This is a genomic window from Prevotella melaninogenica ATCC 25845 (assembly GCF_000144405.1).
Taxonomy (GTDB): Bacteria; Bacteroidota; Bacteroidia; order Bacteroidales; family Bacteroidaceae; genus Prevotella; species Prevotella melaninogenica.
Map to the genome: position 1 here is coordinate 750,431 of NC_014370.1, position 15,569 is coordinate 765,999.

Here is a 15,569-nt window from a genome sequence, read left to right on the forward strand (position 1 = left end):
AGGTGAAGATAGCAATTTTTATAGAAAAGTTTGTTACTTTACCTATTTATTGGTATATTTGCACTATAGAAATAACTAAAATTCATTATCATTTTTAACTTATGAGCGAAAAGAGAGTTTATACCTTTGGTAATGGTAAGGCTGAGGGTAAGGCTGATATGAGAAATCTCCTTGGTGGCAAGGGTGCCAATCTGGCTGAGATGAACCTCATCGGTGTACCTGTTCCTCCAGGTTTCACAATTACCACTGATGTATGTACTGAGTATTATGAGAAAGGTAAAGAGACTGTAGTAGGCTTGCTGAAGGCAGAAGTAGAGCATAGTGTTAAGCATGTAGAAAGCTTGATGAATTCAACCTTCGGAGATCCAGCTAATCCTCTCCTGATGAGTGTGCGTTCTGGTGCACGTGCTTCTATGCCAGGTATGATGGATACAATCCTTAACCTTGGTCTTAATGACGCAGTGGTTGCCGGATTAATTGAAAAGACGGGTAACGAGCGTTTTGCTTACGATAGTTACCGTCGTTTTGTACAGATGTACGGTGATGTTGTTTTGGGTATGAAGCCTGTAAACAAGGAAGATATTGATCCATTTGAGGCAATTATTCAGCAGGTTAAGGCTGAGCGTGGCATTAAGCTCGATAGCGAGATGACTGTTGAAGACTTGAAGCAACTTGTTGCTCTCTTCAAGAAGGCTATCAAGGAGCAGACAGGTAAGGACTTCCCTGATGATCCAATGGAGCAGTTGTGGGGTGCTATTTGTGCTGTGTTTGATTCATGGATGAACGAGCGTGCTATCCTTTACCGTAAGATGGAGGGTATTCCACAAGAGTGGGGTACAGCAGTAACAGTTCAGGCAATGGTATTCGGTAATATGGGAGAATCATCTGCAACAGGTGTTTGCTTCTCTCGTGATGCTGGTACTGGTGAGAATCTCTTCAATGGTGAGTATCTTATCAATGCACAGGGTGAGGATGTTGTTGCAGGTATCCGTACTCCACAGCAGATTACAAAAGAAGGCTCACTCCGTTGGGCTGCACAGCAAAATATTGATGAAGAGACTCGTGCAACTAAATATCCTTCAATGGAAGAGGCTATGCCTGAGTTGTACAAGCAGCTCTATGCACTCCAGGATAAGTTGGAGAAGCACTACCATGATATGCAGGATATGGAGTTTACAGTACAAGAAGGTAAGCTTTGGTTCCTCCAGACTCGTAATGGTAAGCGTACAGGTACTGCAATGGTTAAGATTGCTATGGACCTGCTTCATGAAGGTGAGATTGATGAGAAGACAGCGCTTATGCGTTGTGAACCAAACAAACTCGACGAACTCCTCCACCCAGTCTTCGATAAGGAGGCATTGGCTCAGGCTCATGTGTTGACACGTGGTTTGCCAGCTTCTCCAGGTGCTGCAAGTGGTCAGGTTGTATTCTTCGCTGACGATGCTACAAGGTGGCATGAGGATGGTCGTCAGGTTATCATGGTTCGTATTGAAACATCTCCAGAGGACCTCGCAGGTATGTCTGCTGCTGAGGGTATCTTGACAGCTCGTGGTGGTATGACTTCACACGCTGCCGTTGTTGCTCGTGGTATGGGTAAGTGCTGTGTCAGTGGTGCTGGTGCAATCATGGTCGACTATAAGGCGCGTACCTTAGAGATTGATGGAACTATTATCCGTGAGGGTGACTATATCTCTTTGAATGGTTCAACAGGTGAAGTTTATCTCGGTGAGGTTAAGACTCGTCCAGCTGAGGTAACAGGTGATTTCGCTGAGCTAATGGATCTTTGTAAGAAGTATAGCAAGTTGGTTGTTCGTACCAACGCAGATACTCCACACGATGCAGAAGTAGCAAGCAACTTCGGTGCTGTTGGTATCGGTCTTTGCCGTACAGAGCACATGTTCTTTGAGAACGAGAAGATTAAGGCTATGCGTGAGATGATTCTCGCAAACACTACTGAGGAGCGTGAAAGAGCACTTGACAAGCTCTTGCCTTATCAGAAGCAGGACTTCTATGGTATCTTGAAATGTATGGACGGTTTACCAGTTAACATCCGTCTGCTCGATCCTCCTTTGCATGAGTTTGTTCCACATGACCTTAAGGGACAGGAAGTCATGGCTGAAGAGATGGGCGTTAGCGTTCAGTTTATTCAGAGTCGTGTAAGTGCACTCTCTGAGAGCAATCCAATGTTGGGTCTTCGTGGTTGCCGTTTGGGTAACACATTCCCAGAGATTACTGCAATGCAGACTAAGGCTATCCTCGGTGCTGCTGTTCAGTTGAAGAAGGAAGGCTTCAATCCTAAGCCTGAGATTATGGTACCATTGGTTGGTATTGTTAATGAGCTTGACATTCAAGAGAACATCATTCGCAAAACTGCAAATAAACTCTTCAAGAAGGAGGGTGTTGAGGTTGAATTCAAGGTGGGTACGATGATTGAGATCCCTCGTGCTGCTTTGACAGCTGATGTTATTGCACAGAAGGCAGAATACTTTAGCTTCGGTACAAATGACTTGACTCAGATGACCTTCGGTTATAGCCGTGACGATATCGCAAGCTTCTTGCCAAGCTACTTGGAGAAGAAGATTCTTGATGTTGACCCATTCCAGGTTCTCGACCAGAAGGGTGTTGGTCAGTTAATTCAAATGGGTGTTGAGAAGGGCCGCAAGACTCGCAAGAACCTCAAGTGTGGTATCTGTGGTGAGCATGGCGGTGAGCCAAGTTCTGTTAAGTTCTGCCATCGTGTAGGTCTTAATTACGTTAGCTGTTCTCCATTCCGCGTGCCTATCGCAAGACTTGCTGCGGCACAAGCAGCAGTGGAAGAAATGAAGTAATTTCTTAGAAATATATTTTTTAGGCGGTATACCATGTTTTTACGTAGGTATACCGCCTATTTCTTATGGTTTATAAATGTATATCTAAAAGAGGTAGAGTCTTTACCTTTCGCTCTCACTTCTAATTTACTAAGTTCATTACAACAATCTTACTTTATACCAAAATGCAATTTATTAAATCAGCGTTTATAGCACTTGCGTTGTTCTCTACGATAGGAGGAACGACTGCTTCTACAAAGAAAAATACGAATATTCAGTCTGGAACGGTTTACATTTGTACGGGTCCAAAGGCAAGAAAGTATCATTCAAGCCCAAATTGCCGTGGTCTTAATAGATGCTCTGGCAGTATAAAAAGCCTTTCTGTGAGTGCAGCAAAGTCAAAAGGCTTTACTCCTTGCAGGATTTGTTATAGATAGTTTGTTTATAAACTATGTTCTAAAACATAGCAAGAAGTATGTAATATGCAGTCTTGAACCTTTATAGTTAAGTGTAAAGCAACGCTTTTTATCTTTGTTCTCTATTATTTCATTGCTTCTTTTTACTATGAGTAGAAGGTTCTTATTGCTTTCACTAAGGTTAAATGTATGAATAGAATTATTTTTATTCGAGAAGAAATATTAATCTTGCTAACGTAAGAGTTGGGTGCGTCTAATAATTCTGTTTATATGTTGTTCTTTGAGTAATAAAAAGTTGTTAGCTCTTTTAAAAATGTAACGATATAACGATAGTATTTTTAATTTCATTTTGCTGTCACTTTTAACACTTCGTATAAACGTGCTATAAGTCAGTAGGTTATACGCTGTTCTTTTGTGACAGGAGTGACAGGAACTTTCATATTGAGGATTTCTTTCATTGTAGAAAATCAGGGATATTGGAATGAATGTGAGAAATAGCGTTTCTGAGGCGGACTCGTTTTTGACAGTAAGGATCTTATCCCAAGTTTAACCGGCAAAAATATTTTTCATAAATTTTCGGGATATTTTGTGTAGTATTACTTGTCATTACCTACAAAATATATTCAGAATTTTAACTACTTATTTTGTTTAGAACAATTTGTCGCATAAGGAGTCGAAAAATGACATTTCCCACCCCATCCAATTGTAGTTGTTTCCTATTCGGGCAATAATTACATTCTTCTTCTGATTAATATAAATGAATTGGTGTCCGACACCAAACGCATAGAAAGAAGAGTTTTCGGCATTGTTATCGCGATACTGATGGTACCAGCAATAATGATAACCTTTATTCTCGGTAGTCTTTTCTAAGCTCTTGTCTATCCACTCCTTGCTGACAATTTGCTTCCCATTCCACGTACCATCATTCAAATATAATCTTCCTATTTTTGCAAGGTCATACACGTTTGTAGCAATACCTCCAAAGCCTTGTGTGTGATGATGCTTACGACTGTCTATTGTAACCCATGCATCGCGTTCCATACCTAATGGTTTCCATACCTTCTCACTCATATAGTTTGCATAGGTTTTACCCGTTGCTCGTTCAATAATCCAAGAAAGTAGAGCTGTTGTTAAACTGTTATATTCATATTTCTCGCCAGGCTGACTTTTAAACTTTATGTGTCGGAAAAGTTGGGTGAAGTCGTGCCCATATTGCAGTTGAGTTATCTTGAATATTTTAAACAAACCTTTTAGAGTCAATTCATAGTCCTCGTAAAAATCGAAACCAGCCTGCATATTCAGTAGGTGGACAATCCGTAACTTTTTGAATGTAGCATTGTATTGTGCCAATTCTGGAATATAATCAGTTACATAGTCGTCTACGCTCTTGATATAACCTTCGTCTACGGCAATACCACAAAGAAGCCCCGTCAACGATTTGGAAACAGAGAAAATGGTAGCATTCTTTCTTGGATAAAAAGGCTCTGTCCATTGGTCGTAAACAATACTGTCGTTATGAATAATAAGCAATTGCCCATCTTTTCCAAACCATTGTTCAACGAGTGAATCTATTCGCATCTCCTCTGCATTTCCTGCCTTTTTGTGAGTTATATGCATATTTCTATCTATGCAACGATGCGATGCAGCAAGTGGAAAATGAAACGGATTGTTTCCTTTGAAAATAGTGTCTCGTTCCAACTTCTGATATTCATATATATCCGGACCAGAAGGACCATCGAGTGTGAGTCCACGGAATACGCTGCAACTACTGAACAACAACATTGCTACAATAAATAGAACGTTATATGCTTTTGATGCCATAATGATAATGTTTTTAAGTTTTATAGCACAAAGTTACAAAAAATATTCGGCTCTATAACGAATCGTGTGGGTAATTAAGTTTAAGCTCCCCTGTTATGAAATAGACCATATACTTAAAGTTTTCTGTATTTACGAATCCCCTTGCCCTCCTTTTAAGAAGTTGCTTCTGATAGGCTCAAAGCTTGTGTAAATATCTCGGTACTATTCATGTGACAAAGGTAATATTCTTATCTGAGTTTTCTATAATTACCCACACGATTTGTTATAGATCCATACTTGTTTATCAGCAAGTAGCCTAAAAATATAAAAGCTATCACTTGAAATTCCAGAAGACCCTTCTTTTATTGTAGAAAATCATAGATGATGGAATGAAAGTGAGAAATAGCGTATTCTGAGACGGACTCGTTCTTGATAGTAAGGAGTTTGGAACTGTTTTCACAGTGACGGCACATCTTATTTTTTTCTCCATAGTGGATGAGCCACAATAGCCCTTTTTATCATGTCATATCATCGTGCGGATACTTAGCACCAATGGTGCGGTTGGTGAACACCAATAGTGCGGACGGTTATGACATGTAGAATCACTAAAGATAAGAAACGATGTTGGTCACGAAGAAGCTTAAAGGAGAACAGAAGTTTACGTCATAAAGGTTTATAGTAGTATCACTTGAAATGTCCGATGAAACAAAAAAAAGGAGTGTGCCAAATGACACACTCCCTTTTTATATTAGTTTCTAAATACTAAGCCTTCGCCGAAGCTGTCGATGATGACAGGCTTGTCACGGTTGACTGTACCTGCAAGCAATGACTTACTGAGGTCGTTCAATACGTAACGTTGGATAGCTCGCTTGACAGGACGTGCACCGAACTCTGGGTCGTAGCCAACATCTGAAAGATAATTGATGGCTGGGTCGGTCCACTGAAGTTCAATACCCTGTGGCTCTAACATATCCTTAACTCTTTCGAGCTGCAAACGAACGACATCACCAATCTGCTCTTTTGTCAATGGCAAGAACATGATAGTCTCATCGATACGGTTGAGGAACTCAGGACGAATAGTCTTCTTCAACATATCCATTACCGCAACTTTTGCCTTGTCGATTACCTCCTCACGGTTAGTATCGTTAAGATATTCAAACTGTTGCTGGATGTATTGTGAACCAAGATTAGACGTCATGATGATAATCGTATTCTTGAAGTTCACTGTTCGTCCCTTATTATCTGTCAGATGACCATCGTCCAACACCTGCAAAAGAATGTTGAATACGTCTGGATGTGCCTTCTCAATCTCATCAAAGAGTACGACAGAGTAAGGCTTGCGGCGTACAGCCTCAGTCAACTGACCGCCCTCATCATAGCCTACATATCCTGGAGGCGCACCGATGAGTCGAGTTACACTGAACTTCTCTTGATACTCACTCATATCAATTCGGGTCATCATAGACTCGTCATTGAAGAGATAATCAGCCAATGCCTTTGCCAACTCGGTCTTACCAGTACCCGTTGTACCTAAGAAGATGAAGGAAGCAATAGGCTTCTTTGGATCTTGCAATCCTGCACGTGAACGACGAACCGCATCTGCTACAGCTGTGATAGCCTCATCTTGTCCGATGACACGCTTGTGCAATTCATCCTCTAAGTGGAGCAGTTTATCCTTCTCACTCTGTAACATTCGTGTGACAGGAATACCTGTCCAACGGCTCACAACCTCAGCGATATCATCTGCTGTAACCTCCTCGCGCACCATTGCTTGCCCATCTTGTGTCGCTTGCAACTGCTGTTGGATGTTCTTGATATCGTCTTCTAATTGCTTTAGTCGTGAGTATCTAATCTCGGCAACACGCTCGTAATTACCCTCACGCTCGGCACGATCAGCCTCATACTTGAGCTGCTCAATCTCTTGCTTGTCCTGCTGAATCTTATTCACCAGTCCACGTTCGCCCTCCCACTTTGCACGGAATCCATGTTCCTGCTCTTTGAGTTCAGCGATTTCCTTGTCGAGTTGTGCAATCTTCTCTGTGTCGTTCTCGCGTTTAATAGCCTCACGCTCAATCTCAAGTTGCTTCAATCTACGACTGATTTCATCCAACTCCTCTGGTACAGAGTCACGTTCCATACGCAGTTTTGCAGCAGCCTCATCCATCAAGTCGATAGCCTTATCTGGCAAGAAACGGTCTGAAATATACCGCTCAGAAAGCTTAACAGCTGCGATACAAGCATCATCTTGGATACGTACCTTGTGATGATTCTCATAACGTTCCTTCAATCCACGAAGGATAGAGATAGCATCCAACTCGTCTGGTTCATCTACTAATACGGTTTGGAAACGACGTTCAAGCGCCTTATCTTTCTCAAAATACTTCTGATATTCATTGAGTGTTGTTGCACCGATAGCTCTCAACTCACCACGTGCTAAGGCTGGTTTAAGGATATTTGCTGCATCCATGGCACCTTCGCCACCACCTGCACCAACCAATGTGTGAATCTCGTCAATGAAGAGAATGATGTTACCATCAGCCTGCATCACTTCCTTAACAACGCTTTTAAGACGCTCCTCGAACTCACCTTTATATTTAGCACCAGCCAACATCGCACCCATATCCAGTGAATAGAGTTGCTTGTCCTTTAAGTTTTCTGGCACATCACCACGAACGATTCTCTCTGCTAACCCCTCAACGATAGCTGTCTTACCAGTACCTGGCTCACCAATGAGAATAGGGTTATTTTTTGTACGACGAGATAGAATCTGTAATACTCTACGAATCTCCTCATCACGACCAATCACTGGGTCGAGTTTTCCTGCACGTGCATCCTCGATAAGGTTGCGTGCATATTTCTGTAATGACTGATAGTTCTCATCACCACTTTGTGACTGTACCTTCTGACCTTGTCTAAGATCATTGATAGCAGCTGTCATTTCCTTCTCAGTACAACCCGCATCTTTCAAAATGCGGCTTGCAGTTGAGTTTACCGCAAGTAGGGCGAGCAGCATCGGTTCGATACTAACGAATTCGTCACCCATCTTCTGGGAGGTCTCTATAGTACGCTGCATCACCTGATTGGTTTCAGAAGAGAGGTAAGGCTCACCACCAGATACTTTTGGTAAGTGGCTCATCTCATTCTGAATGGTAGTCTCCACAGCTTGTGCGTTGACGCCAATTTTCTGGAAGACGTAATTTATTACATCCTTTCCTTTATCCATTACACCAGCTAATATATGTACTGGCTCAATGGTCTGCTGTCCATTTCGCTGTGCAATGTTTATCGCACTCTGAACAGCTTCTTGTGCTTTAATTGTAAATTTCTCAAATGTCATATTCAAATCTCCTTCCTATAGCTCATACACCTTTATAATAGGCTTCAGAACTTGTTCTTATTTTTTGTTTCTAATGCCTATATATCAAACCTTATGCCTATAGGTGTTTTCTGTCAACTTGTCGCTTATATTGGACAATTTGTCAGCTATTCGTTTCTTGAAAAGGGAGGAAAGGGAGGAAGGAGTCGTGTTTCTTAATGATTAGTTCTCTTGTCACTTACAGTATATTAATGCACAAACACATGCAAGTATGCCCCAAAGAGTATAGAAAACTCTTTCGTATAATATATCTGTTTGTTACATCTAAAGATAAAGAAAAGATATAAGGCTCATCCAATATATAGAGGGACGAGATAAAGTAATTATATAATAAGGCCCACATAGCAACTCTAAGTTCTCAGTAAGAAACTTAAAACTGCTCTGTATAATATTTCTTATAATGCTAAATGCAAAAGGTAAATCTTGTCATTCCCAAGTTTTAAAGACGCTTTTTTGTCCGTATTTTTCGTATGTTAATTTTATAAGGACCATAAAACGGCTTGCAAATAACGCCCAATTGGCTTGCAAAAGATGCCCTTTTGAGGTCTAACTAACGCCCTTTTGAAGCCTTACTAAGCACCTTTTTAAATCTATCCTTGCAATTTGTTGATAGTAAGAAACTTACAGGGGTGCTGAAATAAATCACTTTTAGTCTATTTTTCTACCTTTGCTTTAACTATTTTGTCAATATTTTTCTTTGCCTTTCTACGTTAAAACTCACACAGATTCATCGAAGGCTTAGAGAGCAAAGGAGTATAATTGCAATGTTTATTGGCAAAAATAACAAAGATGTTAGTCATCTGTGTATAACATCTCTTTCGTTCTTTGTTTCGTTGGAACCTCCATGTATTGTTTTTAACTCCGTCTTCTCTCTGCTTATCTGTGTGCCTTATTATGTAATAGGTTTGTTTTTATCACTCCATATTTTGATAGAGTCAAATATAAGAATTGGTATAAGATTATGACTATTGTTTATTATTTCTTACATAAGCTTCACTGTTACTGGGGTTATTTTTTTGATAATAAACGGTGATAGTGTCACCAATATGCAGACTTTCATATTCTCCATATTGTTTACCCCTACCTTCATAGGTCTTCTGATCTACGTTATATGAATAGGAGTAGTAAGGAGTTGCGCGAATTTTATAAAGCTTGTTGACTACACCTTTAGTGTAAGCTGGGTTCTCAGCAATCTTGCTACTCTTCCATACATGCCATAAAGAGATTCCTAACAATGCGATAACAAGATAGGCTATTGAGCGTTGATGCTTTCTTTTCATTTGTCAGATTGAGCTTTATTATTCAACTTCTCCTTAATAAAGTTATGAAGGCGATGTGTAAACTCATAGTTTTTCAGTCCCCATTTGGGTGCTATGAGGAGGTCGGGAGGGCTCTGACTGACAAAGCGTTCGAGTACAAGGTCGGGGCGAAGAAGACTAATGTAATCTGCTATGAGCTTGATATACTCTTCAACCGTATAAAGGTGAAATGGCTTTTCAGCGTACATCTTTGCCAGACGAGTTCCACGAATAATCTGTAACTGATGAATCTTCAATGTCGTTAAGGGAAGAGAAGAGATGATTGGAGCTTGTCTTAAACTCTCTTTTGCATCTTCGCCAGGTAGACCGAGAATGATATGTGCACCGACACGGATACCACGTCGGGCAGTCTCTTCTATAGCTTTACGAGCACAAGCAAAGTCATGCCCGCGATTAACCAGTCGTAATGTCTCATCATTGCAGGTTTCCACACCATACTCAACGATGAGGAATGTGCGGCGATTCAGTTCTTCAAAGTAGTCTAAGAGGTCGTCATTAATACAGTCGGGACGTGTACCGATAACGAGTCCAACCACATCCTTCACAGCAAGTGCTTCCTCATAGAGCTTTTTAATATGGTCATTAGTGCCGTAAGTATTGGTATAAGCCTGGAAATAAGCAAGATATTTCATCTCAGGATACTTACCTGAAAAGAATAGTTTGCCGTCTTCAAGTTGTTGGGTCACACTCTTTCCATTATCGCAATAAGCAGGATTGAATGTCTGATTATTGCAGTAAATGCAACCACCACGGCCAATCCTACCGTCTCGGTTAGGGCAAGTAAAGCCAGCATTAACCGATATCTTCTGTACTTTATAAGGGAACTGAGAGCGCAACCAGTTCCCGAAATCGCAATAATATTGTTCCATTCTTTTGCAAATATACGGAATATTTTATATTTTTGTGCTGTTAAAACTTGAATTTATGAAACGTATATTACTTCTGTTTGCAACAATGCTAACCGTACTTCAGTTGATGGCTGGAGAACCTATCTCTTTGAAAGACATTACTAATGGTGCTTTTGCAACTAAGCGTATCTCGGGTGTTAATCCTTTAAAAGGAACTTCTGAGTATGCACAAATCTCGTCTGATGGTCGTCAGGTTGTTAAGTATTCTTTTAAAACAGGTAGCTCTACAGGGGTTATCTTTGACCTCGCTGATGCCAAGGGTGAACAATTAAAATCCTTTGATGATTATCAGATCTCGTCTGATGGAAGTCGACTGTTATTACAAACGAATACAAATCGTATCTATCGTCGTTCGTTTACAGCAGACTTTTATCTCTATGATGTAAAGACAAAACAGTTAAAGAAACTGTCAAAAGATGGCTCTGAGCAGATTCCGACTTTCTCTCCAGATGGTCGTCAGATCGCTTATGTTCATCAGAATAATATCTATATTACAGATGGAGAGAGCGTAAAGCAGGTTACAACGGATGGTGAGTTCAATAAGGTAATCAATGGTTTACCCGACTGGGTGAATGAAGAGGAGTTCGGCTTTAATAATGCACTTGCTTGGAGTGCAGATAGCAAGACGCTAAGTTGGATTAGATATGACGAGAGTGAGGTAAAGAGTTATACTCTACAGTTTTACAAAGGTTCTCACCCTGCATATGATATGTTTGATATCTATCCTGGTGATTACAGCTATAAATATCCAAAGGCTGGCGAAGCAAACTCAAAGGTTAGTGCATGGTCTTATAGCTTGAGTGATGGTGCTGTGCGTAAATATGATTTACCATTAGCGGCAGATGGTTATATTCCACGCATCAAGTCTACCTTTGATGCAAATAGAATTATCCTCTATACAATGAACCGTCATCAGGACGAGTTGAACCTCTATGCTGCTAATCCCCTCACTGGTACATGTAAACTACTGATAAAGGAGAGTGTACCTAAGTATGTGAAGGAAGAAGCTATGGAGGGTATTAGCATCATGAAGGATTATATTCTTGTTCCTTCTGACCGTGATGGCTATATGCACCTTTACTTATATAATAAGGATGGTAAGCTTTTACGTCAGATTGATAAGGGGAACTATGACGTAACTGAAATCTATGGATATGATGAGAAGACTGGAAATACCTACTTCCAAGCAGCAGCACGTAAGCCAATGCAGCGTGAAATATATGTTGCAGACAAGTCGGGTAAGTTGACTTGCCTTTCTGCTCGTGCGGGATGGAATGTTGCTTCATTCTCAGGCGATTATAAGTATTTCCTCAATACATGGAGCGATAGCAATCATCCATACGTGTTTGCCATCTATGATAATAAGGGTAAGGAGGTGCGTGAGGTGCTCAATAATGATGAGTTGCAGGCTAAGTTGGCAAAGTATGGTAACACTGGTGTTGAGTTCTTTACATTTACAACCTCCGAAGGTGTGAAACTTAATGGTTGGATGGTGAAGCCTGCTAACTTCGATGCAACAAAGAAGTATCCTGTAATTATGCACCAGTATAGTGGTCCGGGTAGTCAGCAGGTTGTCGACAACTGGGGCGTTGGGTCTATGGGTAGTGGGGCAATGTTTGACTACTACTTAACACAAAAGGGCTATATCGTTGTTACTGTAGATGGTCGTGGTACTGGTGCGCGTGGTGCAGAGTTTGAGAAGTGTACTTATTTGAAGCTTGGCGATTTGGAATCAAAGGATCAGACAGAAGCTGCATTGTGGTTGGGCAAGCAAAGCTATGTCGATGCTTCGCGTATTGGAATATGGGGTTGGAGCTTTGGAGGCTTCAATACATTGATGAGTATGAGCGAGGGACGCAATGCGTTCAAGGCAGGTGTAGCTATTGCTCCACCAACGAACTGGCGCTATTATGACTCTGTTTATACTGAGCGTTATATGCGTACACCACAGGAGAATGCTACTGGTTATGCTATTAATCCAATCAATAGAGCAGAGAAGCTTCATGGAAAACTCTTAATATGTCATGGTCTAACGGACGATAACGTACATCCGCAGAATGCCTTTGAGTATTCTGAGGCTTTGGTTCAAGCTGATAAGGACTTCAAAGAAAATCTTTATACCAATCGTAACCATGGTATTTATGGGGGTAACACACGTAATCATCTTCTGAGACAGGTTGCTGAATGGTTTATTGAGAATCTGTAATAGGCGCTGATAAAAGAACTGTGCTGTTTGCTAAGCGCCCTTATGTATAAATGAACCATGCGTGTCTTACTACATATTATGATGATGACAAGGGGCTTTTAATTCATCTTTTACTGATGTGTTAATGCTCAACACATAGTGTGCGGATGCTTAACACGTCATGTGCGGATGGTAAACACCAATGGTGTTGAGTACTTAGTGTAGTGCAATATGATATTATCAGGGAACAAATTGTTGGTAGAAAGGAGTTGTTCTATCAGATAACTGTAAATCAAAGGTGATGTCGTATGGACGAATATATTATTCAAAGTTCTATCAGATAGCACTAATAAATAAAAAACTCGGGCACTGAATTGATATAATCAGTGTCCGAGTTTTTATTTATAATTGTTTTCAGTTTGCTCTTTAACCAAAGAGACGCTCAAAGAAACCTTTCTTTTTAGGCTTTTCTTCGCTTGTAGCTGCCTCGAGGTGTGTAGAATCAACTTTCTCAGAGATTGTTTCCTTCTTAACAGCAGAATCATCTGCAGGGATGTCTTCACCCTCGATGATACCCGCAGTACCCCATTGTGCAGCAAGTATTGTGGCATCTTTGCGAGCTGTTTCCTCATCAATTTCATATTGACTACAGATTAACTCTACGAGCTTATCTACTGTAAAAGAATCCATCTTCTGCACCTCTTCCCATAAGTATGCAGAACTTTCGTTCATAGATATAATATTGCTGAAGTCAATATTCTCATCTCCTTCTGCAACGATAATATGTTCTCCGCATACTTCACGGAGGTTGAAGCCATTCTTTACTTTCATTCTTATTGATAGTTTATATTATTATCTTTCTTTTTATATTCCATTAAATGGTGCCAAAGATAGGAATCCAGATACGTCTGTAAATACCTAATAAATATCTTCGGATAGGAAGAAGTCGAGTCCAAATAAAGCTATATGTCTTCCATTTCCAAGCATTTGTAGCATCCATCTTATTTCTTCCTTTACGGTAGAAACCAATGACTGCTCCAACAATATTCTCTTTCTTACAATGCTCAACACCAAGGTTGCCATCACCGCGTAAGGTCACGTTGTCACCTTCTATGCTGTCAATACGATGTAAGACGAAGTGTCGTGGTGTTATCTCCGCTAAGACTGGGTCGCCAACTTTTATTGTGGAAGGCTTGACAAGCAAAGCTTTGTCACGGTCATTTTCAAGGAAAGGACGCATAGAATAGCCACGAAGGCGTAACGTAACAGTATGTCCTTCATTTAACATCTTGACAACTTCTGGTAGAAACTCTGCATTCGCAAACTGGATTTCAGAAGTCGTAAGTACTGTTTTTGACATAAGTTTTATCTTTTCGTTACGGTTTGATAGCACACTTCTGCTGCTTCTTGATTAGGCAAGCAATGTAGCGTAAATATCTTCCCAGCTTCTACAATCTTTGTAATAGTATCACAAACGCCATTGTAAATGTCTGAATCCCACTTCATGCTGGAGCAAGAGGGGAGTAGTGAAGCAAATGCTGCAATAGGATTGGGCTTCTCAACAGAGTTTGTTGTAGCGCGGTCAATACGTGTAATAGCACCTAAACGAGCCTTGACATTGCGATAGCATGGTGTCTTACCACTCCATGGGCTACCATATATCCATGTTTCTCCATCAATGATTCTCACGATAGGATTGTCATCGTTCATGAGGTCACTGCCTGGAATATAGCGTAGCCACATACTAACCTGGGTTGACTTACCTGTTCCGCTCTTGGCAATGAAGGCATAGCCATAGCCATTGTTACGAACAAGAGATGCGTGAATCAGCAAGGTTTTCTTATGTGCACCAGCAAAGGCAAAGATAAGCATCAATGCATTATTAAGTCCAAATGTGCGCATATTCTTGTTGCCATTGAGTGCACAACGACAGTCAGAGAAGTCTTTATTACTCTGTAGCAGACAACAATCAGAGCCATTAATGTCCTTGATAATATACTGATAGCTACCATCATCAACCCGATCCACAATGGTATCACCATTTCCTGTATCGAAAGCACGGATACGTTGTCTTTTTTCCTTTGGAACAGGTCGAAGCGTATCGTCAACCGTTAAGCGGAAAAAGACATTCTCTGAAATCTCTTTGATTCTGAAAGGTTCAAACGAACTTAGCAAGTGCATTCCGTTGACATCAGTCTCACGGAATATAATCTGTATATCAAAGTCAGCTATTCTGAAGTTATTTATTTCCATCTTTATAGGCTCTGCTTACTTTGACTTTGTGGTTTTAGTATTCACTTGTGTCTCTTCGTTTGGAGTATAGTTGTCTGGTGTTATAGTCTTATAGCTGAACTCTGCATCAGAGATAGACTTAACTATATATTTCTTCTTTCCCTTTTCGTATTTATTTTTCAAAGCTGTGAACTGTTTCATAGCTTTATTCTCATTCTCAGCATACATCGTAACGCAAGTTGGATAGCTTACCAAACCATTGTTCTGAAGGTAATAACGGAGTTGATATGAGTAGTCTTCACGATTAGCAAGGAACTTAGTACGGTCGTTTACAAGGTAGGCATCCACCTTCTGAATATTGGTCATATAAACCGTTGAATCATTAAAAGAGGCTGCAAAACCAAACATATATACCTTTGTAGGCTTGTATCCTTTTGCGTTACTACTATTTACCCATCCCAGCAGGAGTACTGCTATGATTAATACCTGACGTAATTTCATCTTAAATTAATATCTTACAATGTTA

General features: G+C 40.5%; 10 protein-coding genes. 2 read left to right on the forward strand and 8 right to left on the reverse strand.

Annotated elements, in window-relative coordinates:
• Nucleotides 1-101: 101 nt before the first annotated feature.
• Nucleotides 102-2,828, forward strand: a complete 2,727-nt coding sequence (ppdK, locus tag HMPREF0659_RS02875) for a pyruvate, phosphate dikinase (RefSeq protein WP_013264166.1) — start codon at nt 102-104, stop codon at nt 2,826-2,828.
• Nucleotides 2,829-3,871: 1,043 nt separating this feature from the next.
• On the opposite strand, the gene HMPREF0659_RS02880 is transcribed toward ppdK, so the two are convergent.
• From HMPREF0659_RS02880 to HMPREF0659_RS02895, 4 genes are all read right to left on the reverse strand, one after another.
• Nucleotides 3,872-5,044 carry a serine hydrolase domain-containing protein gene (locus HMPREF0659_RS02880; RefSeq protein ID WP_013264408.1) on the reverse strand — a complete coding sequence of 391 codons (1,173 nt, stop codon included), beginning with the start codon at nt 5,042-5,044 and terminating at the stop codon, nt 3,872-3,874.
• Between the two features lie 727 nt (nt 5,045-5,771).
• Entirely contained in the window at nt 5,772-8,360 is a 2,589-nt protein-coding gene (gene clpB / locus HMPREF0659_RS02885) for an ATP-dependent chaperone ClpB (protein WP_013263938.1), read from the reverse strand.
• Between the two features lie 1,004 nt (nt 8,361-9,364).
• Nucleotides 9,365-9,679 (reverse strand): DUF3592 domain-containing protein, encoded by a 315-nt coding sequence (locus HMPREF0659_RS02890; RefSeq protein WP_044045843.1) that lies wholly within the window; start codon nt 9,677-9,679, stop codon nt 9,365-9,367.
• Nucleotides 9,676-10,587: a TIGR01212 family radical SAM protein gene (locus tag HMPREF0659_RS02895; protein WP_013264041.1), complete on the reverse strand. Its 912-nt coding sequence runs from the start codon at nt 10,585-10,587 to the stop codon at nt 9,676-9,678. Before HMPREF0659_RS02895 ends, HMPREF0659_RS02890 begins: the two co-directional genes overlap by 4 nt.
• 55 nt (nt 10,588-10,642) lie before the next feature.
• Between HMPREF0659_RS02895 and HMPREF0659_RS02900 the strand changes: the two genes are divergently transcribed.
• Complete coding sequence (locus HMPREF0659_RS02900) at nt 10,643-12,832, forward strand: S9 family peptidase (RefSeq protein ID WP_013264428.1); 2,190 nt, start codon at nt 10,643-10,645, stop codon at nt 12,830-12,832.
• A 405-nt stretch (nt 12,833-13,237) separates the two neighbouring features.
• On the opposite strand, the gene HMPREF0659_RS02905 is transcribed toward HMPREF0659_RS02900, so the two are convergent.
• From HMPREF0659_RS02905 to HMPREF0659_RS02920, 4 genes are read right to left on the reverse strand one after another with little or no spacing between them, the layout of a single operon-like run.
• Entirely contained in the window at nt 13,238-13,642 is a 405-nt protein-coding gene (locus HMPREF0659_RS02905; protein ID WP_013264835.1) for a PqqD family protein, read from the reverse strand.
• Between the two features lie 43 nt (nt 13,643-13,685).
• Complete coding sequence (locus tag HMPREF0659_RS02910) at nt 13,686-14,171, reverse strand: S24/S26 family peptidase (RefSeq protein WP_013264298.1); 486 nt, start codon at nt 14,169-14,171, stop codon at nt 13,686-13,688.
• A gap of 5 nt (nt 14,172-14,176) precedes the next feature.
• A complete protein-coding gene (locus HMPREF0659_RS02915; RefSeq protein ID WP_013264055.1) occupies nt 14,177-15,064 on the reverse strand; it encodes a hypothetical protein in 888 nt (295 codons plus the stop codon).
• 15 nt (nt 15,065-15,079) lie between these two features.
• Nucleotides 15,080-15,544: a hypothetical protein gene (locus tag HMPREF0659_RS02920; protein WP_013264237.1), complete on the reverse strand. Its 465-nt coding sequence runs from the start codon at nt 15,542-15,544 to the stop codon at nt 15,080-15,082.
• Nucleotides 15,545-15,569: the final 25 nt, after the last annotated feature.